This window comes from Labedella phragmitis (assembly GCF_004078635.1).
In the GTDB taxonomy this organism is placed as follows: Bacteria; Actinomycetota; Actinomycetes; order Actinomycetales; family Microbacteriaceae; genus Labedella; species Labedella phragmitis.
The window spans coordinates 203,830-228,718 of record NZ_RZNB01000001.1; the positions used below are offsets into that span (position 1 = coordinate 203,830).

24 protein-coding genes are annotated in these 24,889 nt (G+C 67.0%); 15 read left to right on the forward strand and 9 right to left on the reverse strand.

The genetic code is table 11. From position 1 onward, the window contains the following. Positions 1 to 26 precede the first annotated feature (26 nt). The 8 genes from ELQ90_RS01060 to ELQ90_RS01095 all read left to right on the forward strand — a co-directional run bounded on the left by ELQ90_RS01060 (position 27) and on the right by ELQ90_RS01095 (position 9,375). Entirely contained in the window at positions 27 to 407 is a 381-nt protein-coding gene (locus ELQ90_RS01060) for a hypothetical protein (protein ID WP_128493420.1), read from the forward strand. A 195-nt stretch (positions 408 to 602) separates the two neighbouring features. After that, on the forward strand, positions 603 to 2,831 hold the full coding sequence (locus ELQ90_RS01065; RefSeq protein WP_128493421.1) for a DUF6049 family protein: 2,229 nt from the start codon (positions 603 to 605) through the stop codon (positions 2,829 to 2,831). Then, positions 2,828 to 4,456, forward strand: coding sequence for a murein biosynthesis integral membrane protein MurJ (gene murJ, locus ELQ90_RS01070; protein WP_279432118.1), 1,629 nt, complete (start codon positions 2,828 to 2,830; stop codon positions 4,454 to 4,456). The genes ELQ90_RS01065 and murJ overlap by 4 nt, the downstream gene beginning before the upstream one ends. A gap of 59 nt (positions 4,457 to 4,515) precedes the next feature. Beyond that, positions 4,516 to 5,409, forward strand: a complete 894-nt coding sequence (locus tag ELQ90_RS01075; RefSeq protein WP_128493422.1) for a dihydrodipicolinate synthase family protein — start codon at positions 4,516 to 4,518, stop codon at positions 5,407 to 5,409. Positions 5,410 to 5,534: 125 nt separating this feature from the next. Further along, complete coding sequence (gene trxB, locus ELQ90_RS01080) at positions 5,535 to 6,521, forward strand: thioredoxin-disulfide reductase (RefSeq protein WP_128493423.1); 987 nt, start codon at positions 5,535 to 5,537, stop codon at positions 6,519 to 6,521. 76 nt (positions 6,522 to 6,597) lie between these two features. Next, complete coding sequence (gene trxA / locus ELQ90_RS01085; protein ID WP_128493424.1) at positions 6,598 to 6,921, forward strand: thioredoxin; 324 nt, start codon at positions 6,598 to 6,600, stop codon at positions 6,919 to 6,921. Positions 6,922 to 7,037: 116 nt separating this feature from the next. Continuing rightward, positions 7,038 to 8,360, forward strand: coding sequence for an aminotransferase-like domain-containing protein (locus tag ELQ90_RS01090; RefSeq protein WP_128493425.1), 1,323 nt, complete (start codon positions 7,038 to 7,040; stop codon positions 8,358 to 8,360). A 52-nt stretch (positions 8,361 to 8,412) separates the two neighbouring features. After that, complete coding sequence (locus tag ELQ90_RS01095; protein ID WP_128493426.1) at positions 8,413 to 9,375, forward strand: D-alanine--D-alanine ligase family protein; 963 nt, start codon at positions 8,413 to 8,415, stop codon at positions 9,373 to 9,375. Here ELQ90_RS01095 and ELQ90_RS01100 read toward each other — a convergent pair. The 9 genes from ELQ90_RS01100 to rpmH form a co-directional block, all read right to left on the reverse strand. Then, positions 9,330 to 9,821 (reverse strand): VOC family protein, encoded by a 492-nt coding sequence (locus tag ELQ90_RS01100; protein WP_424980754.1) that lies wholly within the window; start codon positions 9,819 to 9,821, stop codon positions 9,330 to 9,332. The genes ELQ90_RS01095 and ELQ90_RS01100 overlap by 46 nt on opposite strands. Further along, on the reverse strand, positions 9,766 to 10,791 hold the full coding sequence (locus tag ELQ90_RS01105) for a ParB/RepB/Spo0J family partition protein (protein WP_128493427.1): 1,026 nt from the start codon (positions 10,789 to 10,791) through the stop codon (positions 9,766 to 9,768). Before ELQ90_RS01105 ends, ELQ90_RS01100 begins: the two co-directional genes overlap by 56 nt. Beyond that, on the reverse strand, positions 10,791 to 11,705 hold the full coding sequence (locus tag ELQ90_RS01110) for a ParA family protein (RefSeq protein ID WP_128493428.1): 915 nt from the start codon (positions 11,703 to 11,705) through the stop codon (positions 10,791 to 10,793). The genes ELQ90_RS01105 and ELQ90_RS01110 overlap by 1 nt, the downstream gene beginning before the upstream one ends. 1,240 nt (positions 11,706 to 12,945) lie before the next feature. Then, positions 12,946 to 13,590 (reverse strand): 16S rRNA (guanine(527)-N(7))-methyltransferase RsmG, encoded by a 645-nt coding sequence (rsmG, locus tag ELQ90_RS01115; RefSeq protein ID WP_128493429.1) that lies wholly within the window; start codon positions 13,588 to 13,590, stop codon positions 12,946 to 12,948. Positions 13,591 to 13,625: 35 nt separating this feature from the next. Continuing rightward, complete coding sequence (locus tag ELQ90_RS01120; RefSeq protein ID WP_128493430.1) at positions 13,626 to 14,141, reverse strand: Jag family protein; 516 nt, start codon at positions 14,139 to 14,141, stop codon at positions 13,626 to 13,628. A gap of 4 nt (positions 14,142 to 14,145) precedes the next feature. Next, a complete protein-coding gene (gene yidC / locus ELQ90_RS01125) occupies positions 14,146 to 15,147 on the reverse strand; it encodes a membrane protein insertase YidC (RefSeq protein WP_128493431.1) in 1,002 nt (333 codons plus the stop codon). A gap of 7 nt (positions 15,148 to 15,154) precedes the next feature. Beyond that, positions 15,155 to 15,505 (reverse strand): membrane protein insertion efficiency factor YidD, encoded by a 351-nt coding sequence (gene yidD / locus ELQ90_RS01130; protein WP_243695949.1) that lies wholly within the window; start codon positions 15,503 to 15,505, stop codon positions 15,155 to 15,157. Continuing rightward, positions 15,502 to 15,843: a ribonuclease P protein component gene (gene rnpA, locus ELQ90_RS01135; RefSeq protein ID WP_128493432.1), complete on the reverse strand. Its 342-nt coding sequence runs from the start codon at positions 15,841 to 15,843 to the stop codon at positions 15,502 to 15,504. The genes yidD and rnpA overlap by 4 nt, the downstream gene beginning before the upstream one ends. A gap of 34 nt (positions 15,844 to 15,877) precedes the next feature. Further along, positions 15,878 to 16,015, reverse strand: a complete 138-nt coding sequence (rpmH, locus tag ELQ90_RS01140; protein ID WP_055823896.1) for a 50S ribosomal protein L34 — start codon at positions 16,013 to 16,015, stop codon at positions 15,878 to 15,880. A 368-nt stretch (positions 16,016 to 16,383) separates the two neighbouring features. On the opposite strand from rpmH, the gene dnaA reads away from it, so the two are divergent. The 7 genes from dnaA (at position 16,384) to gyrB (ending at position 24,795) form a co-directional block, all read left to right on the forward strand. Continuing rightward, the gene (gene dnaA, locus ELQ90_RS01145; RefSeq protein WP_128493433.1) at positions 16,384 to 17,823 is read left to right on the forward strand and encodes a chromosomal replication initiator protein DnaA; all 1,440 of its coding nucleotides are present in this window, start codon (positions 16,384 to 16,386) and stop codon (positions 17,821 to 17,823) included. 655 nt (positions 17,824 to 18,478) lie between these two features. Next, positions 18,479 to 19,621, forward strand: coding sequence for a DNA polymerase III subunit beta (gene dnaN / locus ELQ90_RS01150; protein ID WP_128493434.1), 1,143 nt, complete (start codon positions 18,479 to 18,481; stop codon positions 19,619 to 19,621). Between the two features lie 23 nt (positions 19,622 to 19,644). Next, the gene (gene gnd / locus ELQ90_RS01155) at positions 19,645 to 20,535 is read left to right on the forward strand and encodes a phosphogluconate dehydrogenase (NAD(+)-dependent, decarboxylating) (RefSeq protein WP_128494084.1); all 891 of its coding nucleotides are present in this window, start codon (positions 19,645 to 19,647) and stop codon (positions 20,533 to 20,535) included. A gap of 16 nt (positions 20,536 to 20,551) precedes the next feature. Continuing rightward, a complete protein-coding gene (locus tag ELQ90_RS01160; protein ID WP_128493435.1) occupies positions 20,552 to 20,887 on the forward strand; it encodes a LysR family transcriptional regulator in 336 nt (111 codons plus the stop codon). 69 nt (positions 20,888 to 20,956) lie between these two features. Beyond that, positions 20,957 to 22,135 (forward strand): DNA replication/repair protein RecF, encoded by a 1,179-nt coding sequence (gene recF / locus ELQ90_RS01165; RefSeq protein ID WP_128493436.1) that lies wholly within the window; start codon positions 20,957 to 20,959, stop codon positions 22,133 to 22,135. Beyond that, positions 22,128 to 22,661, forward strand: a complete 534-nt coding sequence (locus tag ELQ90_RS01170) for a DciA family protein (RefSeq protein ID WP_128493437.1) — start codon at positions 22,128 to 22,130, stop codon at positions 22,659 to 22,661. Before recF ends, ELQ90_RS01170 begins: the two co-directional genes overlap by 8 nt. A 121-nt stretch (positions 22,662 to 22,782) precedes the next feature. Then, positions 22,783 to 24,795 (forward strand): DNA topoisomerase (ATP-hydrolyzing) subunit B, encoded by a 2,013-nt coding sequence (gyrB, locus tag ELQ90_RS01175; RefSeq protein WP_128493438.1) that lies wholly within the window; start codon positions 22,783 to 22,785, stop codon positions 24,793 to 24,795. Positions 24,796 to 24,889 lie beyond the last annotated feature (94 nt).

Consider the following 24,889-nt stretch of genomic DNA (forward strand, 5'->3'; position numbering starts at 1 on the left):
GCCGTTCCGAGGGACGGAGGGGCGGCATGGTCGACGTCGATATCGCGCGCTTGCGCGAGTTCGCGCGCGACGAGCTCGACGTCCTCATCGAACACCGCAGCCGTCAGGGCGAGGACCCGTGGGAGTTCCTCCCCGACATGCCGACGGTCGACGAACTCGTCGTCCTGTCCCTGCGCGACGACGCGCTCGACGAGCGCGGTCAGACGGCCGAGTACCTCATGGCGCGCCTCGCCGCCCGCTCGACCCGCAACGACGCCGATGACCACCGCCGTGCCCTCGAGCGCATCGACGCGGAGATCTTCCGTGCCATCGGCATCGAGCACCCGGCCCTCACGCGCACGGCGTGGACGATGCTCGGTCGCATGCAGCACGTGCGCGATGACGCGGCGGACGCCGGCGGCGTCTGAGCGTCGGAGACGTCACCCGCATCCCCGCGGTCTCGCGAAGAGGGCGCCGTGCTCGAGAAGGTCCTCGCACGCATCACCGCGCACCTCGCGGGACTTCCCCCCGCCCCATCCCTCCGAGTCCCTCACGGTTGCTTCCGAGTCGAACCCGTAGAATCGCACGAGTCAGGCCGCAGAAAACGGCACTGCAGCCCCCTTATGACCAGACGCCTTCACAAGAGCCTCCTGCGCTCGTTCGCCGCGACGGCTCTCGCGATGGTGTTCTCGGTCCCCTCGGCTCCAGCCTCCGCGCTCCTCTCATCACCGGAACCGGTCCACACCGGTGCCGGGACGACCACCCGCTCGGCCGTCGACGAGTCGACGGAACCGACGGTCTCCCTCGACATCGACAGCGAGTCGGCATCGGTCGGAGGCGACGATCCGCTCCGACTCACCATCACGATCGACAACACGACCCTCACCGAACTCCCCGGCGGCTCCGTCGTCCTCTCGGCGGGAACCGTCACGATCGGATCGCGGGCGAGCCTGCACGCGCATCTCGACGGCAGCGATCCCCTCCCGACTCCCACGGGACTCGTCGAGATCCCGATCCCGACCGTCGCGGCCGGGACGAGCTTCACCTCGGACCCCATCGTCGTGGAGCACGATCGACTCTCGATGCCGGCCGATTACGGCGCCGTCCCCTTGTCGGCCGTCTTCTCCGCCGGTGAGATCACCGCTCAGACGCGCAGCACGTACGTCGCGGCGGCGACGAGCCCGACGAGCACGATCGGGCTCTCGATCGTCATGCCGGTGACGACCCCGACGGAGCAGAGCGGTCTCATCGGAGCCGAATCCCTCGCGACCTACACGGCACCCGGCGGCATCCTCACACGTCAGCTCGACGGTGTGATCGGACGCGACGTGACCCTCGCGGTCGATCCGATGATCATCGCGTCGATCCGTGCTCTGGGTCAGGCGGCACCCGGGACGGCCACGGACTGGCTCGATCGCCTCGCGACCATCCCCAACGACATGTTCCCGCTGCAGTATGCGGACGCGGACGGCGCCCTGCAGGCCGCAGCAGGGCTCGACGCGCTCCTCGATCCCACCTCGCTCGAGTTCGGCATCCCGGGGGACTACGCCGGCGTCGCACCGACACCCGCCGACACGGCCGATCCCGAGGCGACGCCGCCGCCGGAGGGCGAAGCGCCCGAGGACCTCGAGCAGCAACGGCCGACCCTCGATGAGCTCCTGTCGTGGGAGTGGACGTCCGACGACGTCCTGTGGCCCGCCGAAGGCGCCGTCGCGGCCGATGACCTCGAGATGTTCGGCGCGAGCGGTATAGCCGAGACGATCCTGACCTCCGGGAACCTCGACGGACCCGCTGTCGGCGCAGCCTCGACGATCGGCGACTCCCAGGTCCTCGTCTCAGACGACGCGCTCTCGACGCCTCTTCGCGAGGCCACCGCAGCCGTCACCTCGAGTGACTTCGCCGACGCCATCGCCGAGCTCACGGCGGAAGCGGCCGTGACGGCCCGCGAAGCGGGGGCCACGGGCCGCACGATGCTCGCGACCCTCGACCGGGGCTGGCCGCCCACCGCTGCGGGGCTCGGAAACGCGCTCGACGCGGCGTTCGCACTTCCGACGGTCAACGCGGTCCCGCTCACGCAAGTTCGTGAGGAGGAACGGACCGACACCACCATGGCAGGTTTCGAGCCCGACAGCGGGCGGATCGGTGCCGCGAAGCTCCTCATCGAGCGGGAGAAGCAACTCGGCACCTTCTCCTCGGTGCTCGCGGTTCCCGAGCTCCTCATCGGTCGCGAGCGGGCCCAGATCCTCGCCCTCCTGGCGGTCGACTGGCGCGATACGCCCGACGAATGGACCGCCGCTCTCGTCGAGCACAACCAGCAGACGACCGATCTCCTCGGGTCCGTCTCGATCCTCAACCCGAGCGACGTCCTGCTCGTGGGGAACGAGAGCGCCATCCCCTTCGGCGTCCGCAACGACTCCCCGTACGACATCGCCGTGGAAGTGACGGCCGTGCCGTCGAACATCCGCCTGGACGTGGGAGCACCCCAGACGATCGAGGTTGCCGCCGAGTCGCGCCAGACCGTCAGGGTTCCCGTGAAGGCGCAGCTGGGCAACGGCGACGTCAGCCTGACCGTGACGTTGTCATCGCTCACGGGCGAGCGCGTCGGCCAGCCCGTCACGGCCACGGTGGCCGTGCGCGCCGACTGGGAGGGGATCGGATCCGTCATCGCGGTCCTGTTCGTCGTCGCGATGCTCGTCGCCGGCATCGTGCGCACGGTCCTCCGTCGCCGCGATCACCGGTCCGCTAGGGCCACGGCAGCGGCGGACGCCGCGGCGAGCGCGAAGACCCCCTCGTCGCCGGAGGCCCGGCAGACGGACCACACCCCGGGCAGCCGGACGAAGGAGAACGAGTGACCTCGGGAGATGGACCGTCGATCGGGCGCGCGAGCGCCTTCCTCGCCTCGGGCACGATGGTGTCGCGCATCCTCGGATTCGTCATGGCGATCCTCCTCGCGCAGACGGTCGGCGCGGTCGGTCGGAGCGGTGACGCCTTCGCGCTCGCCAACCGGCTCCCGAACAACCTCTACGCGCTCATCGCGGGCGGCGTCGTGAGCGCCGTCCTGGTCCCGTCGATCGTCAAGGCGATCGTCGGCGAGGACCGCGGTCGCGCCTACGTCAACAAGCTCCTCACACTCGGTATGGCGATCCTGTTCGGCGCCACGATCGCCGCCGTCCTCCTCGCTCCGCTGCTCGTCCGGCTCTACGGCGGCACGATGCCGGAGCAACAGTTCCAGCTCGCGGTCACCTTCGCCTACTGGTGCCTCCCACAGGTGTTCTTCTATGGGCTCTACGCGCTCCTCGGCGAGGTCCTCAACGCCCACAAGCTCTTCGGACCGTTCACGTGGGCCCCCGTCTTCAACAACGTCGTCGCGATCTCGGGCCTGCTCGTGTTCGGTGCGATCTTCGGCGCGGACCCGACGGGTGAACGCGTGGTCACGACGTGGACCGGAGCCATGGTCGCGGTCCTCGCCGGCTCGGCGACCCTCGGCATCGCGGCACAGGCCCTCGTCCTGTTCCTGTTCTGGAAGCGAGCGGGCCTCCGGTTCCGGCCCGACTTCGGGTGGCGCGGGATCGGTCTCGCGGAGACCGGCCGGATGGCCGGCTGGACGCTCGCGATGATCGGGGCGACCCTCGTCGCGGGCATCGTGCAGACGAACGTCACGATGATCGCGTCCGGAGACAACGCGGCGACGGCGGCGCTGCAGTATGCGTGGCTCATCTTCATGCTCCCGCACTCGGTGATCGCCGTCTCCGTCGCGACCGTCTACTTCACGCGGATGGCGGAGCACGCGCACGCCGAGCGCATCACGGAACTCAAGGCGGACGTCGCCTCGGCGACCCGCCAGATCAGTCTCCTGATCGTGCTCGCCGCCGCCGTCATCGGTGCGTGTGCGATGCCGTTCGCGAGTCTCTTCACGGGGACGTTCGTCGACGCCGGTGCGCTCGCGGGTCCGCTCGTCGCGTACATCGCGGGGCTCGTTCCGTTCACGATCCTCTTCGTCCTGCAGCGCACCTTCTACGCGCTCGGCGACACCCGCACGCCCTTCTTCTTCACGGCAGCGCAGGTCGTGCTCTTCTCGGCACTCGCTCTCGGGTGCGCCGTGCTCCTTCCCGAGGGCCTCATCGGCATCGGCGTCGCCGCGTCGATCTCGATCGCCGGCACCGTCCAGATGCTCCTCGCCTTCGTCCTGCTGCGCCGCAAGCTCGGCGGCCTCGACACGGCGCCCGTCATCCGCGCACTCGTCGTCTACGTCGTGGCAGCAATCCCCTCCCTCGCCGCCGGCATCCTCACGGCCTGGCTGCTCGGAGCCTTCTCCGACGGCGGGTTCGCCACCACGACGGTCGTCGGGGCCCTTCTCTCGATGATCGTCATCGGAACGGTCATGGCCGCGATCTACTTCGCCCTCCTCGTCGTCATGCGCTCGCCCGACCTGCGCGCGGCACTCGCTCCGATCCTGCGTCGGTTCCGACGCCGCTGACCGCCGACGGGGAGGCTCCACGGGCATCCTCATCACCGGTCCCACCGAAGGGAGATCCGATGTTCACGGGCTTGAGTGCCTTCCCCCACTCGCCGCTCCGCGACGACGTCGTCGACGAGTCGGCCTACGGCGTCCTCATCGAGCGGCTCGTCGCCGCCGGCGTCGACTCGATCACGGCGCTCGGCTCCACGGGCGCCTACATGTACCTCGATCGCGCCGAGCGTCGCCGGGTGGCGACGGCGGCCGTGCGTCACGCTGGCTCCATCCCCGTCATGGTGGGAATCGGCGCGCTGCGCACGTCGCAGGTCCTGCGCCTGGCGGACGACGCGCAAGAGGCGGGTGCGAGCGCCGTGCTGCTCGCGCCCGTGACGTATCAGGCGCTCGGCGACGACGAGGTCTTCGGCCTCTTCGAGGACGTCACCGCCGGCCTCTCGGTTCCCCTGGTCGTCTACGACAACCCGGGCACGACGCACGTGACCTTCTCCGACGAGTTGTACGCGCGCATCGCGGCGCTGCCCAACGTGGCCTCCATCAAGATCCCAGGCGTCCCGGTCGATCCGGCGGAAGCCGCGGCGCGCGTCCGCGCCATCCGCGACCGTATCCCGACGTCGGTGGGCGTCGGCGTCTCCGGCGACAGTGCGGCAGCGACGGGACTGAACGCGGGTTGCGACGTCTGGTACTCGGTGATCGGAGGGACGCTGCCCGAGACGGCGCTCCGGATCTCGCGAGCCGCCCTGTCCGGCGATCACGCCCTCGCGACGGCCGAGTCCGAGCGCCTCGAGCCGCTCTGGGCCGTGTTCCGTGCGTACGGCAGCTATCGCGTCACGGCGGCGATCGGGGAAATCCTCGGGCTCGTGGCGCCGGACTCCCTCCCGCGACCCGTCCACGGCCTGACGAGGGAGGCGCGGACTCTCGTCGCACGCCTCGTGGATGACCTCGACCTCCGCGCCTAGCGTCAGGAGCCGCATCGCGACGGTCTCGACCGGTCCGCCGCGGGTCCTCGCCACGGCCGCCGTCGGGGAATAGTGCGGACCTACAATGGGTTCCACCAGGCGACACGTCAAACGAGGAGTTTCGAGTGCGCAACGTCATCATCATCGGTTCCGGCCCCGCCGGTTACACGGCCGCCATCTACGCGGCGCGCGCCGGGCTCGAGCCCGTGCTCCTGGCCAGTTCCGTCGAGGCGGGCGGTGAACTCATGAACACCACCGAGATCGAGAACTTCCCCGGATTCCCCGACGGCATCATGGGCCCCGACCTCATGGCCAAGTTCCAGGAGCAGGCCGAGCGTTTCGGCACCGAGGTCATCCTCGACGACGTCACGGAACTCGACCTGCGCGGAGAGATCAAAACCGTCAAGACCGGTTACTCCGGCGAATTCGAGGGCCGCACGGTCATCTTCGCCACCGGATCCGCGTATCGGAAGCTCGGCCTCGGCGACGAGGACCGCCTCTCCGGTCGCGGTGTCTCCTGGTGCGCCACGTGCGACGGCTTCTTCTTCAAGGGCAAGGAGATCGCGGTCGTCGGCGGCGGCGACTCCGCCATGGAGGAGGCGACCTTCCTCACGCGCTTCGCATCGAAGGTCTACGTGATCCACCGCCGCGACTCCCTCAAGGCGTCCAAGATCATGCAGGACCGCGCGTTCGCGAACGAGAAGATCGAGTTCGTGTGGAACTCCGAGGTCACCGGCATCACGGGTGAGGGCGCCGTCGACGGTGTCACCCTCCGTGACACGGTGGACGGCTCCGAGCGCCACCTCGCGATCGGTGGTCTCTTCGTCGCGATCGGCAACGACCCGCGCACGCACCTCATCCACGGTCAGCTCGACCTCACGGAAGAGGGAACGATCGCGGTCGAGGGCCGCTCGTCGCGGACCAACCTGCCCGGCGTCTTCGCCGCCGGCGACGTCATCGACCCGCACTACCGCCAGGCCATCACGGCCGCCGGTTCCGGAACGGTCGCGGCGCTCGACGCCGAGCACTACCTCTCGGCCCTCGACGACGCCGAGAAACTCGAGGCCGAGGGCGAGACGACCGAGGCCGAAGCACTCATCGCCTCCGCCTGACCCGGCAGATCGTCCGCCGACCAAGACCAAGACCAGCGTCACTCCGCGAAGCGCAGTGACCGGATAGGAGAAAACAATGACTGCACGTGCAGTGGACCAGGCCTCGTTCCAGGCCGAGGTCCTCAACAGCGACAAGCCCGTCCTCGTCGACTTCTGGGCCGAGTGGTGCGGCCCGTGTCGCATGGTCTCGCCCATCCTCGACCAGATCGCGGCGGAGAACCCCGACAAGCTCGACATCGTCAAGGTGAACGTCGACGAGAACCCTCAGCTCGCGATGGAGTACCAGATCGTCTCCATCCCGGCGATGAAGGTCTTCCAGAACGGTGAGGTCGTGCAGACGGTCATCGGTGCGAAGCCGAAGGCCGCCCTCGAGGCCGACCTGGCCGCCGTCCTGGCGTAACCCGACACCTCGAGAGGCCCGTCCGGTTACGCCGGACGGGCCTTTTCCGTACCCGCGTTCCCTGACCCCCTCGGCTCTCCCCGATAGCATTCGTATAGACGAGAACGGAACGCAACGTGTCAGACCAGAGCATCCCCCGCTCACCGGGCAACAACCTCGACCCCTGGTATTCGAACTACGCCGAACGCACCGCCGGCCTGTCGGCCAGCGAGGTCCGAGCGCTGTTCGCCGTCGCCAGCCGCCCCGAGGTCGTCTCGCTCGCCGGCGGGATGCCGTTCGTGTCGGCCCTCCCGGCGGAGCTCATCACGGGATCGCTCGAGAAGGTCATGCGTGAGCAGGGCGGTGTGGCCCTGCAGTACGGCTCGGGCGCCGGACAGCCGGCCCTCCGCGAGCAGATCCTCGAGGTCATGGCGCTCGAGGGCATCCGCGGCACGGTCGACAACGTCGTCACGACGACGGGATCCCAGCAGGCGCTCGACCTCGTCACGAAACTCTTCATCGACCCGGGCGACGTCATCCTCGCCGAAGCACCGAGCTACGTGGGCGCCATCGGCGTCTTCCGCTCGTACCAGGCGAGCGTCGTCCACGTCGCGATGGACGACGACGGTTTGAATCCCGACGCTCTCCGCGAGACGATCGCGCACTTGCGGGGGCAGGGGCGACGGATCAAGTTCCTCTACACGATCCCCAACTTCCACAACCCGGCCGGTGTGACGCTCTCCGCCGCCCGCCGACCGGAGATCCTCGAGATCTGCCGGCAGAACGAGATCCTCGTCCTCGAGGACAACCCCTACGGGCTGCTCCACTTCGAGGAGAAGGCGCCGGATGCGCTCCGCTCCATCGACGAGAACGGTGTCATCTACCTGGGGTCGTTCTCGAAGACGCTCGCACCGGGTTTCCGCGTGGGCTGGGCGCTCGCTCCGCACGCGATCCGCGAGAAGCTCATCCTCGCCGCCGAGTCCGCGGTGCTGTCCCCGAGCGCGTTCAGCCAGCTCACGGTCTCGGAGTACCTGCGATCGACCGACTGGAAGGAGCAGATCGACACCTTCCGCGGCGTCTACAAGGCGCGCAAGGAGGCGATGGTCGCGGCTCTCGAGGAGTACCTGCCCGATCTGTCCTGGACGGATCCCAACGGCGGCTTCTACATCTGGCTGACCCTTCCCGATCGCCTCGATTCGAAGCAGATGCTGCCGCGCGCCGTGAAGGAACTCGTCGCCTACACTCCGGGAACGGCCTTCTTCGCCGACGGTCGGGGGCGGCACGCGATGCGTCTGTCCTTCTGCTATCCCACGCCGGAGAACATCCGCGTGGGGATCCGTCGACTCGCGACCGTCATCAACGGCGAGCTCGACCTCCTCGACACCTTCGAGGGCACGGGGCCGCTACGGATCGCGTCGCGCGACCTGCACGTCTCCGCCCCGCCGCCCGATCTCGGCTGACCCGAGCATCCACCCCCACCGCGACCGTCCCCACCTCGAGAGAGAACGATCCATGACCGACACCCGGAAGCTCACCATCGCGGTCCTCGCTGGCGGCATCTCCCACGAACGCGACGTCTCGCTGCGGTCGGGCCGTCGCGTCGCCGACGAACTGACGGAAGCCGGCCACCGAGCCATCCTGCGCGACCCGGGAGCCGGAATCCTCGACTGGATCGCCGAGACCGCTCCCGATGTCGTCTGGCCAGCCCTGCACGGAGCGAGCGGGGAGGATGGCGCCCTGCAGGCGCTCTTGCGCGGGCGCGGCATCGCCTACGTCGGCTCTCACCCCGAAGCCGCCGGGCTCGCCTGGTCGAAACCCACGGCGAAGGCCCTCGTCGCGCGCGAGGGAATCGCGACGCCGGAGTGGCTCGCGCTCCCGCGTGAGACGTTCACGGAGCTCGGCGCCGGAGCCGTCCTCGGTGAAGTGGCGCGAGCGATCGGCACTCCGGCTGTCGTGAAGCCGTCCCAGGGCGGTTCGGCACAGGGAGTGACGATCGTCGACGACGCCTCGCAGCTTCCTCGCGCCATGGTGGACGCGTACACGTACTCCGACGTCGCCCTCATCGAGCGCAAGGTGGACGGCACGGAGCTCGCCGTCACCGTCATCGATGCTGGCGATGGACCGCGCGCCCTTCCCGCCGTCGAGATCGAACCGCTGTCGGGCGTCTACAGCTTCGAGGCGCGCTACAACGCGGGCGAGACGATCTTCTACGCCCCCGCTCGCGTCGGTGATGAGATCGCTGACGCGGCGGCCCGGACCGCCGTCGCGGTGCACCAGCTGCTCGGACTCCGCCACATCTCCCGCGTCGACCTCATCGTGGCCGCCGATGGCACTCCGTGGTTCCTCGAGGCGAACATGCTGCCCGGTCTCACGGAGACCTCTCTCGCTCCGCAGGCGATCGAGGCGGCGGGGCTGGAGCTCTCGAGCGTCTATTCGGAGCTCGCGGTGGCCGCCGCGACCAGCTCGACCTCGTAGCCGTCGGCGTCCTCCAGGTAGGCCGCGTAGTGGCCGGAGCCCCCGTCGCCCGGGGATCCGCCCGCCCAGGGGTAGCGGTCGGCGAACAACGGATGCCAACCGAAGTCGGGCGCGGCGTCCGACAACTCGTCGACCCGGGTACGCGAACCGACCTGGAATGCCAGGTGGTTGAGACCTGGCCGCGTCCGCTCGTGAGCGGAGTCGGTCATCGCCGGTGATTGCTCGACGACCAGATAGGTCGCGCCGAGGATCCATGATCGCCCGACCGACCAGCGCTCGTGTTCGCTCCACCCGAGTTGCCTCAGGAGCCATCCCCACGAGACGCTCGCTCGGTCGAGGTCCGGCACCCAGAGTTCGACGTGGTGGAGACCGCCCGTATGGGGATCCAGGTCAGCCGCCGTAGCCCGGCTCGCCGATCTCGGCGAGAATGCGGTTGAGGTCCGCAATCGTAGCGAATTCGATACTGATCTGGCCCTTCTTCGCTCCGAGATTGATTCGCACGCGAGTATTCAGGCGGTCGCCGAGGTGCTCCCCCACCTCGTCGAGGTGGCCGCGGCGACTCCCGGGCAACGGCTTGGCGCGCTTGGGGGGCGCGGAGAACTGCGCGGCGGCGGCCTCCGCCGCTCGCACGGAGAGGTCCTCGTTCACGATCTTGTCCGCGAGTCGTTGCATCGACTCCGGGTCCCCGGTCGAGAGGATCGCGCGGGCGTGACCGGCCGACAAGACGCCGGCGGCGACGCGGAGCTGCACCGCGGCCGGGAGCTTCAGGAGTCTCAGCGTGTTCGAGATCTGCGGACGCGAGCGGCCGATGCGGGTCGCGAGCTCCTCCTGCGTGATGCCGAAGTCGGCGAGGAGCTGCTGATAGGCGGACGCCTCTTCGAGCGGATTGAGTTGCGCTCGGTGGAGGTTCTCGAGGAGGGCATCACGCAGCATGTCCTCATCGGCCGTCTCCCGCACGATCGCCGGGATCGTCTCCAGCCCGGCCTCCTTCGAGGCGCGGAGCCGACGCTCGCCCATGATGAGTTCGTAGGTGTCGGAGTCGGGGATCGCGCGCACCACGATGGGCTGCAGCACACCGAACTCACGGACCGAATGAACGAGCTCCGCGAGTGCGTCCTCGTCGAAGACCGTGCGCGGCTGCAGGGCGTTCGGCACGATCTTCTGGGGGTCGAGCGCCGCGAATCGAGCACCGGGGACCGCCACGAGGTCAGCGGCCGAGGCGCTCTCGCCGCCCCCAGCGGTGACCGGTCCGCTCTCCCCCGCGGTGGACTCCGCCGCTGCCGCGGACGCCGCCTTCGCGGCAGCCGAGGCGGCGCCCGGAAAGAAGACGTCGACGGGGCGTTCGGTCTGATCCGGGTTCTGTGTCGGGATGAGGGCTCCGATGCCCCGACCGAGGCCTGTTCGCTTGGTTGCCATTACGCGCGTGCTTCCTTGTCCTGGTGGCTGGTCGATTCACGCCGCGCGATCTCCGCGGCCGCTTCGAGGTACGACACCGCGCCGACGCCCGCGGGATCGTAGGTGATCACGGTCTGTCCGAAGCTCGGCGCCTCGGAGATCCGGACGGCGCGAGGGATCACCGTCTGGAGGACTCGATCAGTGAAGTGAGCACGCACATCGTCGGCGACCTGGTTCGCGAGGTTGGTCCGCCCGTCGAACATCGTGAGGAGGATCGTCGTGAGCGCAAGCGAGGGATTCAGATGCTTCTGGATGAGCTCGATGCTCCCGAGGAGTTGGCTGAGGCCCTCGAGGGCGTAGTACTCGCACTGAATCGGGATGAAGACCTCGCGAGCCGCCACGAATGCGTTGATCGTGAGAAGCCCGAGCGACGGCGGACAATCGATGAAGACGTAGTGCCACGTCTCGTCCGCCGACTCGAGGAAGGCCTCGAGCGCGGTACGCAGCCGGTGCTCGCGTGCGACCTGGGAGACCAGTTCGATCTCGGCCCCCGCGAGATGGATCGTGGACGGTGCGCAGAACAGCATCTCGTTCTCGGGGCTCTGCTGAATCACATCCGACAGTGGGAAGTCATCGATGAGCACGTCGTAGACGCTCGGCACGTCGGCGGAATGCGGCACGCCGAGGGCCGTCGACGCGTTTCCCTGCGGGTCGAGATCGATGACGAGGACGCGTGCGCCCGCCTTGGCGAAGGCCGCCGCCATGTTCACCGTCGTGGTCGTCTTTCCTACACCGCCCTTCTGGTTCGAGACGGTGAAGACGCGAGTATGGTCCGGCAGTGGAACGTCATTCGAGTCGAGCGCCTTCCGACGCAATCGCAGACTCGCGAGTTCACGAGCCAGAGGAGTCGATACATCGAAGCGCTCCGTCTCCATACCGCTCTCCTCACTACGAATGTTTCACGTGGAACACCCGCCGAGGGCATTCGTCAACTCTACGCGTTCCGGGCCTGTCAACCGCACGTCGATTCCTCGCGGAATGGAGAGACGGCACCCCTGTTCGGCGGTCGGGGATCGCGATCGGGATCGCGGGCCTCTGCTGTTCGCCGCCGCCGGGGGAACGGGCGAGGAAGCAAGTCTATGGGCTCGATGGCACCGAGGAAAGTCGAGATCGGCGAGCCCGGAGTTATCCACAATCACGAGCACGGGCGGTGGACAAATTCCGATCACTTCGGGCCGCCACTCTTACAGATCCGCGTGATTCCGCGGATTCTGCGCTCATTCCACATTGTTAATGGCGCTGTGGATATCTCTCGTTATCCACCGGCTACGCTCACATTCGTTCCCCGCTTCCCGTCCGAGATGGCGATGTTGACGGGATTCAGGGCACGTTCCACGTGAAACGGCCCCGCCTGAGATGGCGTCCGCGGGACGTGGACTTCTGATCCCGAGCGGCGAACGCCACAGTCCATCCGCATCGCCCTCAAGGACAACCGCACCACACGACGCGGGGCTGACTACTCGCTGACCACTGGTGCGCTCAAACTAGCCGGACGCACAGCGGACGGGATGCACGAGCGCTTAGCGTGAGTCGTAGCGGCCCTCGCTTCGTCGCCGAATAGCACGCTCTGACCGCCCATGATCCGGTAAGAGCTGAGTCCGCCCGAGCCCTATACGTGCTCGCGGCTCGAACACGAAGACCACCGGCCGCCGAATCATCGAGGTCGCGACGGGGCCACCCCGACATGGCGGATGGTGGCGCCACGTCGGGGAGCGTTTCACGTGGAACGACACATTGCCGCGCCCATCCGACGCGCGACGCGGCGGGAGCACCCCGCGTGGATGATCGACCGATGCGGTGGCCGCACCTGTAAACCGGCACCGACTAGCCGTAGCACTGCACGCCGCCATCTCAGTCCTCGGAATCGACGAGGATTCCAGCTCCAGTGAGCATGGGGCGTTTCACGTGAAACATGCGCCACGGAACGTAGCCCCCCCTTGTGCGCAACCTGAAGGTTACGGAGCGACAACTGGAGAACCGCGGTCAACGCTCAGATGACCGGAGCGCGCGTGACCCCTCGCCCGTGTCCTTAAGGCCGTTCAAGGCGCATGCCGCTACCAATGCGGCACGTGTTTCACGTGAAACAACCGGCGATGACCGCGCTACGTGACCAAGTCAGCCGTCGGTGGCCCTGACGATCCCGCGAACGACGCGGGTGACGTCATCGAGGAGCCCTTCCCCGAGGACATCAACCCGGACGCCGGAGACCTTGAACTTCCGAAGCTGCTTCTCCGCGGCGGCGATCTCAGCGTCGACCGACGCACCCTTCATCAGGACAAGCTCGCCGCCGTTCCGGAGCAACGGAGCGGTCAGCGGAAGCAGCGTGCGCAGGGCACTGACTGCCCGTGCGGTCACCTGGTCGAGCGGGAGGTCGAGTCGCACGTCTTCAGCGCGCGACCGAACGATGGTCACGTTCTCCAGCCCGAGCTCCTCGGATTGCTCCTCGAGCCACGCCACTCGACGCTCCATAGGCTCGATCAGGACGAAGTCCACGTCTGGCCGGATGATCGCGAGCACGAGCCCGGGAAGACCGGCGCCCGTTCCAATGTCCCCGACGCGCCCAGGTCGAAGAAGCGGCGCGATGATGGCGCTGTTCAGAATGTGGCGACTCCACAGCCGCGGCGGTTCGAGCGGGCCGATCAGCCCGCGCTCCTCCCCGAACCGGCCCAGGTTGTCGGCGAAGCGACGCAGCACGTCGGCTCGGTCGCCGGCGAGAACTGCGGCCGCCGCCGGTTCAGCTTCGATCGTGATGTCGCGCACGTCGGCCGCCGCGCCCGTTTCACGTGAAACGTCGCTCACGACCGCGTGATCACCGTGTGGCGATCGTGCCCTTCGCCCTGCGACTCGGACACGAAACCGCGCTCGGACACCAGATCGTGAACGAGCTTGCGCTCGTAGCTCGACATCGGGGGGAGGGCCGCATCCTGCGCACCCTCCTCGATGCGGGCGATCGCAGCATCCACGAGGCGACCGAGCTCGGCCTGTCGGGCATCACGAGAACCGCCGATGTCGAGGATCAACCGCGAGAAGGACCCGTTCGTGTTCTGCACGACGAGACGGACGAGCTCCTGAAGAGCCCCGACGACCTCCGGCTTCGCGAGGACCCGCAGGTTCGACTCGCCCGCCGAGGTGACGGAGATGTACGCGCGCCCGTTGCGCACGTCGATCTCCAGGTCGCCGTCGAGATCGCAGATATCGAGGAACTCCTCGATGTAGTCCGCTGCGATCTCGCCCTCTTCTTCGAGCTGCTCGATCGTCGGCTCGTCACGACGAGGTTTTTCAGCGGTTTCCCGGGCGATGACGTCCGACATTCTTCTACTTTCCACTCGTGGCGGGGCCGGAATCCGGCGTTCCCGGTCGCTTGTTCTGGGCGGCCTTCTTGGCACGATTCTTGCCGACGGGCTGCTGGCGCTGCGTCGGCTTCTTCTCCTGGACCACGACGGTTCCGCCGTTGTCGGAGGAGTCGCTGACCTGCAGCTTGCCCTTGCGAGCGAGGCGCTCCTCGCGCTCCTTCGCCGCTTCCGTGCCGGGCATCGGCATGTTGCGGATGATGATGAACTGCTGAACCATCGTCCAGATATTGCTGGTGAGCCAGTAGAACATGACGCCGAGCGGGAAGGCGAAGCCCGAGAAGAGGAACACGAAGGGGAGCAGGTAGAGGAGAATCCGCTGCTGACGGAACATGGGGGAGGCCTTGGTCTCCTCAGAGATGTTCTTCGAGACGATCTGCAGCTGCGTGACGAACTGCGATGCGGTCATGAGCACGACCATGACCGCGGCGATCACCATGACGCCGACCTCGCCCTCGCCCATCGCGGTGGAGAAGCTCATGTGCAGCGGCGCTCCGAAGAGGCTCGCGCTGCCGAACTGCTGCGCGAGCTGCTCGTTGAGGGGGCCGACACCGGTCTTCGAGTGCTGAGCGTCGTTGAGCACGGAGAAGAGCGCGAAGAAGATCGGCATCTGCACGAGGAGCGGCAGGCACGACCCGAGCGGATTGGTGCCGGCGTTCTTGTAGACCGCCATCGTCTCGCGACTCATCGCCTCACGGGACAACTGGTCCCGCTTGCCGCGGTACTTGTCCTGGATCTTCTTCAGCTGTGGAGCGACCTCCAGCATCTTGCGCTGGTTCTTGATCTGCCTGACGAAGAGGGGAATCAGCAGCGCGCGGACCACGAGCACGAGCCCGACGATCGACAACACCCACGTGATACCGGCCGCGGCCTCGAGGCCGATCGCCGAGAAGAGCGCGTGCCAACCGACGAGGAGGAGCTCGACCACCCATTTGAGTGGCCAGAGAATGAGGGACAACGGGTCCATGTGGTGATCAGCCCTTTCTCTGGCTGGAAGGAAGAACGAATCCGGATCGCGTCACGACGTGTCGGAAGGAGCGCTTCTCGGGGATCTCATCGAAACCGCCCTCGGCCCAGGGGTGGCAGCGCAGCAACCGACGGGCACCGAAGAACACGCCGATCGCGAGCCCATGACGCTGTATCGCTTGCAACGTATACGACGAACATGAGGGGTAGTAGCGGCAGACATCGCCGTAGAGGGGCGAGATGAGCCGACGGTAGACCACGAGGATCGCGACCGCGACATTGCGGGGGAGGAGAAGGAGCGCATCGATAGCGATGAGGAGAGGGTGACGGCCCGCGCCGAGCATGTGCGTCGTGGTCATCGTGCCTTCGCCCGCGTCGTGATCGCACGCTCGACGTCGTCGACGAGCGCCGCGTAGGGGGCACCTGCAGCCGGCGGCAGCGCACGGATCACGATGTCAGTCCCCTCATTAGTCCTGGCCAAAGCTGAAAACGACGCGGCTTTGAGCCGTCGGCGCACAGTATTGCGCACGACGGCGTTTCCGACCGTCTTTGCAACAATGAACCCGAATCGTGGCGGACCACCATTCGGGTTCATTGAGACATAGCTCACCGTGTTCTCCGACACGACGCGGCGTCCACGACGCACGACCGCACGGTAGTCGTCGGCCTTCGCGATGCGATTGACCTTCGCGAGCACCGTCGATCACCGAGTCCGGAGCGCCGAGGCGCGATTACGCGGAGAGTTCGGTGCGACCCTTGCGGCGACGGGCCGCGAGGATCGAGCGACCCGCGCGGGTGCGCATGCGCAGGCGGAAGCCGTGCACCTTGGCGCGGCGGCGGTTGTTCGGCTGGAACGTTCTCTTGCTCATGACTCTTCTCCTGATGAATGATCCGCATGCCGCGAAAGCGTGCGGCAGGGAAAGCTCGGTGCCCGAGGGCAGGCGTCAACTGATTAAAACTACGGCTTCTCGGCGCGTCGGTCAAACCGGGTTCGCCACCGACGCTGTATGCACAGGAGTTCACCAGCCCCCTGGCCGCCCGCATCCCTCGCGACGTATGGTGTGTTTTGCCTCTCCCCCCGGTTCTGGTTACCGTGTTCAGGCAGTTATCCACAGGCCGACGGCCAGGCCTCCGCGGGGGCCGACCAGCTGCGGTTCCATCTGTGGCGCGGCGCGAAGCCGTCCACTTCTCCACCATTCGCATGCACCCGCCGTGCGATCGACCTCCCGGGGGCACCATGGCAGACGACCAGCAGGACATCGCTCGACGCTGGCAGATGGTGCTCGACGCCCTCACGACCGACGACCGCATCACGGCACCCCTCCACGGGTTCCTCGGGCTCGTCGTCCCGAAGGGCGTCATGGGCGGCACCTTCTACCTCGAGGTGCCCAACGACTTCACGGCCGGCCAGCTCAATCAGCGGATGCGCGCCCCCATCCTCACCGCCCTCACGGCGACCGAGCACGAGCACGGCGCCCATACCTTCGCCGTCGTCGTGAACCCCGAGATCATCGACAACGAACTGCAGGCGCCGTTCGAGACGAACGCCACGACCGCCGCACCCACCGCGACGCCGGGGACGTACACCGAGCAGACCGCCACGGTCGTCCCGATCGTCGACCAGGTCCTGCCCGCTCGGCAGAACGACACCCGCCTCAACGCGAAGTACTCGTTCGACAGCTTCGTCATCGGCCAGTCCAACCGATTCGCCCACGCCGCAGCAGTGGCGGTCGCCGAGGCGCCGGCAAAGGCCTACAACCCGCTCTTCGTCTACGGGGAATCGGGGCTCGGCAAGACCCACCTGCTCCATGCGATCGGCCACTACGCCATCTCGCTCTACCCCGGGATCCGCGTCCGGTACGTCTCGAGCGAGGAGTTCACCAACGACTTCATCAACTCGATCGCGAACAACCGCGGGGCCGCATTCCAGGCGCGGTATCGAGACATCGACATCCTGCTGATCGACGACATCCAATTCCTCCAGAACAAGGCCGAGACGCAGGAGGCCTTCTTCCACACCTTCAATACGCTTCACGATCACAACAAGCAGGTCGTGATCACGAGCGATCTGCCTCCGAAGCACCTCACCGGTTTCGAGGATCGGATGCGGTCGCGCTTCGAGTGGGGCCTCATCACCGACGTGCAGGCCCCCGACCTCGAGACGCGAATCGCGATCCTCCGTAAGAAGGCGCAGAGCGAACGACTCCAGATCCCCGACGAGGTCCTCGAGTTCATCGCCTCGAAGGTCTCGTCGAACATCCGCGAACTCGAGGGGACGCTCATCCGTGTGACGGCCTTCGCGAGCCTCAACAGGACGCCCGTCGACATGGCTCTCGTCCAGACGGTGCTCAAGGACCTCATCACGCTCGACGACGACAACGTCATCTCGCCCGTCGACATCATCAACACGACGGCGGCCTACTTCAAGCTGTCGGTCGAGGACCTGTACGGTTCGAGCCGATCACAAGCCGTCGCGATCGCGCGACAGATCGCCATGTATCTGTGTCGGGAGCTGACCAACCTCTCGCTCCCGAAGATCGGGCAACTCTTCGGCAACCGCGACCACACGACGGTCATGTACGCCAACAAGAAGATCTCCGACCTCATGCAGGAACGCCGCTCCATCTACAACCAGGTCACAGAGCTCACGAGCCGCATCAAGCAGGGCAACCGCTAGGCACTCGTCGTCACCTCGTCGACGCAGCCGGCGGGCGGCCGAGCCCTGCGTCGAGCCGGGACGCACCGCTCGGCACCACCCGCGCTGCTCCGGCACACCACGACGACCCCGGGCATGAATACGCGACGACACGCCCACAGCGGCGGCGGCGAGCCGACTCGACGCTGATCCACGCCGCCGCGCCCGGGACGCAGCAGCGGATGGCTCAGGATCCGCGCGCTCACGGGCCGCGGAGACGACCCCCGATGCGGTGTATTGACAGCGTGCTCGCCCCTGGCCACAATGCCACTCTGCACAGTGTGGATAACCTGTGGAAACGCAGTCCTTAAAGCGGCCGCTTAATGTTGAAACTGGCAACCGCCATGTGAACAACACGTTCCTGCGGCCTGAACGCGCATGACCTCTCCGCGTCGAATCACACATCGCCCCCACAACTCACACCGTTGTAGTTCCTTACGGCCGACTGGCGACGACGCGGTTATCCACACTCTCCACAGGCGTTAAGACCTTTAAGAGTTAATTAATCTCTCTCGGTCCACCAACCTTCTGCTCCGGCCCGCTCGGTCGCACATCGCCCCGACCGGTCTCGTCGGGTTGCGCTGCGCTGCTGCGGATAGCATGGTGTCGTCTAGTGCCCAGAGGACAGAGGTGACAAGTGCGGTTCAGCGTCAATCGAGATGTGTTCAGCGAAGCGGTGTCCTTTGCGGTGAAGCTTCTCCCGCAACGCACGACCCTTCCGATCCTGAGCGGTGTCCTCATCGAATCGACCCCCGCGGGGCTCACCCTCTCGAGCTTCGACTACGAGGTCTCCGCCCAGACGACGATCGCCGCAGACATCTCCGAAGAGGGATCCATCCTCGTCTCCGGTCGACTCCTCGCCGACATCGCCTCCCGCCTCCCGAACGCCCCCGTCGAATTCAGCACCGACGACAACCGCATCTCCGTCACCTGTGGTTCGGCGCACTTCACCCTCCTGTCGATGCCCGTCGAGGAGTACCCGACCATTCCGCAGGTCAGCGGCGAGCAGGGGCTCGTCCCCGCCGAGGAGTTCGCGACCGCGATCGCTCAGGTCGCCGTCGCCGCGTCCCGAGACGATGTCACCCCCGTCATCACGGGTGTGCAGCTCGAGGTCACGGGAACGAAGATCAGTCTCGTCGCCACCGACCGCTACCGCGTGGCCGTCCGTGAGATCGAGTGGGACGGCGGCGCGGACGCCCCGTCACTCACCGCGCTCGTCCCGGCCCGCACCCTGCAGGAGGTCGGCAAGACCTTCGGGCACAGCGGAACCATCACCGTCTCGTTCACGAGCAAGGACGATCGCGAGATCATCGCGTTCTCCGCGGATGACAAGACCGTCACGTCGTTGCTCATCAAGGGATCGTTCCCGCCGGTCCGTCGACTGTTCCCCGAGCAGGTCGACAACTACGCGGTCATCAACACGGGCGAACTCATCGAATCGGTCCGCCGCGTGTCACTCGTGCTCGAGCGGGAAGCGGCGCTGCGCTTCAGCTTCTCGATCGACGGCCTCACGATGGAAGCCATCGGCTCGGAGCACGCTCAGGCCTCCGAATCCATCGACGCCCTCCTCACCGGCGAGGACATCGTGCTGTCGCTCAAGCCCTCGTTCCTCATCGACGGTCTCAACGCCGTCCGGAGCGAGTTCGTCCGTTTCTCCTTCACGAAGTCGGAGAACACCAACAAGCCGGGCCCCATGCTGATCACGAGCCAGTCCTCGAAGGATCAGCCGGGAGCCGACAGCTTCAAATACCTGCTGCAGCCGAACCTGCTGCTGCGCTGAGAGGAGCCATCGCCATGAGCGATCTGCACATCGGTCTCGTCGGTCTCGGTCGGATGGGTGGCAACATGCGCACTCGTTTGCGCGCCGCCGGAGTGGAGGTCACCGGTTACGACCGTGACCCGAACGTCTCGGACGTCGCGTCGGTCGCCGACCTCGTCGCGGCGCTCCCCGCACCGCGGACCGTCTGGGTGATGGTCCCCGCCGGCCCCATCACCGATGCCGTCGTGACGGAGCTCGGGGGGCTGCTCGAGGCGGGCGACCTCATCATCGACGGCGGGAACACGAAGTTCACCGACGACCTCCGTCGCGCCGAGTCGCTCGCACTGTCGGGCATCGACTACATCGACGTCGGCGTCTCCGGCGGCGTGTGGGGTGCGCAGAACGGCTACGGCCTCATGGTCGGCGGCCCGGCCGAGCAGGTCGAGCGCGTCATGCCGGTCTTCGACGCGCTCCGTCCCGAGGGTCCCCGCGAGGAGGGCTTCGTCCACGTGGGCCCCGTCGGAGCCGGCCACTACGCGAAGATGGTGCACAACGGCATCGAGTACGCCCTCATGCAGGCGTACGCGGAGGGCTACGAACTCCTCGAGAAGCGCGACGATCTCATCACCGACGTTCCCGGAACCTTCAAGGCGTGGCAGCGCGGAACGGTCGTCCGGTCCTGGCTCCTCGAGCTCCTCGTCCGTGCTCTCGAGCAGGATCCAGAGCTTCGCGACATCGAGGGCTACGTCGAGGACTCCGGTGAAGGACGCTGGACGATCGAAGAGGCGATCGAGAACGCCGTCCCGGTCCCCACGATCTCGGCGTCGATCTTCGCGCGGTTCGTGTCGCGCCAGGAGGACTCCCCGGCGATGAAGGCCGTCGCAGCCCTACGCAACCAATTCGGCGGACACGCCGTCAAGAAGGCCGGGGACTGACCCACCGGTCAAACTCGTGGACACGACCGATCTGAAGAACTTCCTCGCCGTCGCGGCGGAGGGCCACTATTCGCGCGCGGCGAACCGCGAGCACGTCTCGCGGGCGTCGGTCGAGGCGTCCGTCGCGGCTCTCGAGGCCGAACTCGGCGAGACCCTCGTGGCGGAGCAGGCGGACGGGGTCGTATTGACGGAAGCGGGAACGACCTTTGTCGAGGAAGCGGCCGCGCGGGTCGCCCGGGCACCGATGCCGCCGGTCAATCGGGGCGGCAAGGCGAAGGCCTCGAAGGGCAAGGGTCGTGCGCCCGTCGTGAAGGGCGAGCCGAAACCGTTCAAGAAACGGCAGGGTCGCTGACGCGACGGGTGCTCGGTCCGCGGCATCCCGCTCCGGATCGATGTCACCGTCGGCGGCTATCGTTGCGGGGTGATCGTTTCGCACTTGAACCTCGGCGACTACCGCAATTACGCGGCCGCCGACGTCGCGATGAAGCCGGGGGCGAATCTCTTCGTCGGCCGCAACGGTCAGGGAAAGACGAATCTCGTCGAGTCGCTCGGCTATCTTTCCACCCTCGGCTCCCACCGCGTGTCGAGTGATCAGGCCCTCATCCGGGCGGGTGCGGACTCGGCCGTCATCCGGGCGCGGCTCCGTCACGATGATCGTGAGCTGCTCGCCGAGGTCCAGATCAATCGCTCGTCGCCGAACCGGGCGCAGGTGAACCGCTCGCAGATCAAGCCGCGCGAGTTGCCGCGGTACTTCTCGAGCGTGTTGTTCGCTCCCGAGGACCTCGGGATCGTGCGTGGCGATCCCTCGGCGCGGCGTCGATTCATCGACCAGCTCGTCGTCCTCCGCTCGCCCCGGATGGCCGGAGTGCTCGCCGACTACGACCGCGTGCTCCGCCAGCGCAACACGCTCTTGAAATCTGCGCGGTCGACCGGGCTCAAGGAATCGCAGCTCACGACGCTCGAGATCTGGGACGACAAGCTCGTCACCCTCGGCAGTGAGATCGTCGTCGTGCGGGCGAAGCTCGTCGAGGCGCTCGGCCCCCCGGTCGCGGCGGCGTACTCAGCCGTCGTCGGCGACGATCACCGCCCGACGCTCTCTCCCGTGCTGTCGATCGCGGGCATCGACGCCGAGGAGCCCGACACCGGTGTGCGCGGAGAGCAGACGGCGCGTCCCGACGACGTCGTGCCGACGACGGTCGCCGAGGCGGCCGCATCGTTCCGATCGGCGCTCGCGAGCAAGCGCCGGTCCGAACTCGATCGCGGCCTCACACTCGTCGGACCGCACCGCGACGACATCGCCTTCGGTCTCAACGCTCTGCCGGTGAAGGGGTATGCGAGCCACGGCGAATCCTGGTCGTTCGCGCTCGCACTCAAGCTCGGGGCGGCTGAGCTCTTGCGAGCCGAGTCGTCGCTCGGCGACCCCGTCCTCATCCTCGACGACGTCTTCGCCGAGCTCGACCAGGGCAGGAGGAGCCGTCTGGCCGCTGCGATCGCCGGTTTCGAGCAGGTCCTCATCACGGCGGCCGTTCTCGAGGACGTTCCGGCCACGCTCACCGCGCACACCGTGCACATCCGAGGCGGGCAGGTCGTCGATGAGTGACGGAGAGGTCGAGGGCGCCGCCGCGAACGATGCCGCCGGTCGCGGCGCCGGATTGTCGGAGGCCTCGCGCGTCTACTTGCGTTTCAAGGAGATCTTCACCGGGACACGGTCGCGTCCCCAGAAGTCGCGGCGCTCACGGGATGACGACGAGAGCGTGCCGTTCGGACACGGTCGCGACCCGAAGGGCCTCGGCGACGTGGTGGGAGCGCTCACCGCGGACCTCGGATGGGACTCTCCGCTCGCCCAGTCGGAGCTCATGGGTCGATGGACGGAGCTCGCCGGCGAGGAGACGGCGAAGCACTCCTCACCCGTCGGGATCGAGAAGGGCGTGCTGACCGTGCAGTGCGAGTCGACGGCGTGGGCGACGCAGCTCCGGCTCATGCGCACGGAGATCATGACGCACATCACGACGCGCTTCCCCGAGGCGGGCATCTCCAACATCCGTTTTCTCGGGCCAGACGTCCCATCCTGGAAACGCGGCCCCAGATCGGTTCAGGGGCGTGGCGTACGCGATACCTACGGTTGACTCGACAAAACAGGTCACCCGAGGAAAAAAAGGGCCTCAGACGGGCGAATAAGCGCCGGCGGAACCACCTGATTTGGTAGAATGGAAGCCATCCCATCCACGGTTTGGAGTCCAATTCCATATGTCATCGGAACCGCGCAACACCCCTGACGGCAACGACTACGGCGCAAGTCAGATCCAGGTTCTCGAGGGCCTCGAAGCAGTCCGCAAGCGACCCGGCATGTACATCGGGTCCACCGGTCCGCGTGGTCTCCACCACCTCGTGTACGAGATCGTGGACAATTCCGTCGACGAGGCGCTGGCGGGTTACTGCGACAAGATCGTCGTGACGATCCTCGAGTCGGGTGGCGTCCGCGTCGTCGACAACGGTCGAGGCATCCCCGTCGACATCCACCCCGTCGAGAAGAAGTCGACGGTCGAGGTGGTACTCACCATCCTCCACGCCGGTGGCAAGTTCGGCGGCGGCGGATACGCGGTCTCCGGCGGACTCCACGGCGTCGGTTCCTCGGTGGTCAACGCGCTGTCGAGCAAGCTCGAGGTCGAGGTTCACCGTCAGGGCGCCGTGTACACGCAGCGATACCACAACGGTGTGCCCGAGGCTCCGCTCGAGAAGGTCGGCGATGCGGACGACACCGGCACCACGATCACCTTCTGGCCGAACGGCGAGATCTTCGAGTCGATCGAATTCGACTACGAGACGCTCCGCACGCGCTTCCAGCAGATGGCGTTCCTCAACAAGGGACTCCGGATCGAGCTCAGTGACGAGCGCACCTCGCGCGGCGAGATCCAGGACGTCGCGGGCGAGATCGACGAGGCGGCCCACGAGAAGGGCCGCGAGGACGTCTTCTTCTACGAGCGCGGTCTCGTCGACTACGTCGAGTACCTCAACTCGGCGAAGCGGGCGGAGATCGTCGGCGGCGACATCATCTCGTTCGAGTCGGAGGACACCGATCGCAAGATCGCCCTCGAGGTCGCGATGCAGTGGACCACGGCGTACACCGAGAGCGTGCACACGTACGCGAACACCATCAACACCCACGAGGGCGGCACGCACGAAGAGGGCTTCCGTGCGGCGCTCACCGTTCTCGTGAACCGGTACGCACGGGCGAACAACATCATCAGGGAGAAGGACGACAACCTCTCCGGTGAAGACGTGCGCGAGGGACTCACGGCCGTCGTCTCGATCAAGCTCGGTGAACCGCAGTTCGAGGGGCAGACGAAGACGAAGCTCGGCAACACCGAGGCGAAATCGTTCGTGCAGAAGGTCGTCGGCGATCAGCTCGGCGACTGGTTCGAGCGCAATCCGCAGCAGGCCAAGGAGATCATCCGCAAGGCGCTGCAGGCTGCGACGGTGCGGCTGGCCGCTCGCAAGGCGCGCGAGACCGCCCGACGCAAGGGCCTCCTCGAGGGCGGCGGAATGCCCGGGAAGCTCAAGGACTGCCAGTCGAAGGACCCGTCGATCTCGGAGATCTTCATCGTCGAGGGTGACTCCGCCGGTGGTTCGGCGACGCAGGGCCGCAACCCGATGACGCAAGCGATCCTCCCGCTCCGGGGCAAGATCCTCAACGTCGAGAAGGCGCGACTCGACCGCGCCATGGGCAACGCCGAGGTTCAAGCCATGATCACGGCGTTCGGCGCGGGCATCGGCGAGGACTTCAACCCGGAGAAGGCTCGGTACCACAAGATCGTGCTCATGGCCGATGCCGACGTCGACGGCCAGCACATCACGACGCTGCTGCTCACGCTCATCTTCCGGTACATGCGTCCCCTCATCGAGATGGGCTACGTCTACCTCGCGCAGCCCCCGCTCTACCGCATCAAGTGGTCGAACGCGCCGCACGACTACGTCTACAGCGACGCCGAGCGCGACGCGTTCCTCGCCGACGGCCTCAAGAACGGTCGCCGCGTCCCGAAGGACAACGGGATCCAGCGCTACAAGGGTCTCGGCGAGATGGACTACAAGGAGCTGTGGGAGACCACGATGAACCCGGAGACGCGCACACTGCTCCAGGTCACTCTCGACGACGCAGCCGCGGCCGATGAGATCTTCTCCACTCTCATGGGCGAGGACGTCGAGAGCCGTCGATCGTTCATCCAGAAGAACGCCAAGGACGTCCGCTTCTTGGACATCTGATGTGCACAGCGGTTCCTGGGCACGTCGGAACACGACGGGCCCGGGGACCGGAAGAACAAGCGATCCACGGTCGCTGAGCTTGTCGAAGCGACGA

Bases quoted from the DNA above. Each gene is read 5' to 3' on its own strand.
- ELQ90_RS01105 (WP_128493427.1), bottom strand. From the start codon at position 10,791: ATGGCAACCAAGCGAACAGGCCTCGGTCGGGGCATCGGAGCCCTCATC.
- gyrB (WP_128493438.1), top strand. From the start codon at position 22,783: ATGTCATCGGAACCGCGCAACACCCCTGACGGCAACGACTACGGCGCA.
- ELQ90_RS01075 (WP_128493422.1), top strand. From the start codon at position 4,516: ATGTTCACGGGCTTGAGTGCCTTCCCCCACTCGCCGCTCCGCGACGAC.
- trxA (WP_128493424.1), top strand. From the start codon at position 6,598: ATGACTGCACGTGCAGTGGACCAGGCCTCGTTCCAGGCCGAGGTCCTC.
- dnaA (WP_128493433.1), top strand. From the start codon at position 16,384: ATGGCAGACGACCAGCAGGACATCGCTCGACGCTGGCAGATGGTGCTC.
- ELQ90_RS01065 (WP_128493421.1), top strand. From the start codon at position 603: ATGACCAGACGCCTTCACAAGAGCCTCCTGCGCTCGTTCGCCGCGACG.
- ELQ90_RS01110 (WP_128493428.1), bottom strand. From the start codon at position 11,705: ATGGAGACGGAGCGCTTCGATGTATCGACTCCTCTGGCTCGTGAACTC.
- ELQ90_RS01120 (WP_128493430.1), bottom strand. From the start codon at position 14,141: ATGTCGGACGTCATCGCCCGGGAAACCGCTGAAAAACCTCGTCGTGAC.
- ELQ90_RS01060 (WP_128493420.1), top strand. From the start codon at position 27: ATGGTCGACGTCGATATCGCGCGCTTGCGCGAGTTCGCGCGCGACGAG.
- yidD (WP_243695949.1), bottom strand. From the start codon at position 15,505: ATGACCACGACGCACATGCTCGGCGCGGGCCGTCACCCTCTCCTCATC.
- rpmH (WP_055823896.1), bottom strand. From the start codon at position 16,015: ATGAGCAAGAGAACGTTCCAGCCGAACAACCGCCGCCGCGCCAAGGTG.
- ELQ90_RS01170 (WP_128493437.1), top strand. From the start codon at position 22,128: ATGAGTGACGGAGAGGTCGAGGGCGCCGCCGCGAACGATGCCGCCGGT.
- yidC (WP_128493431.1), bottom strand. From the start codon at position 15,147: ATGGACCCGTTGTCCCTCATTCTCTGGCCACTCAAATGGGTGGTCGAG.
- ELQ90_RS01095 (WP_128493426.1), top strand. From the start codon at position 8,413: ATGACCGACACCCGGAAGCTCACCATCGCGGTCCTCGCTGGCGGCATC.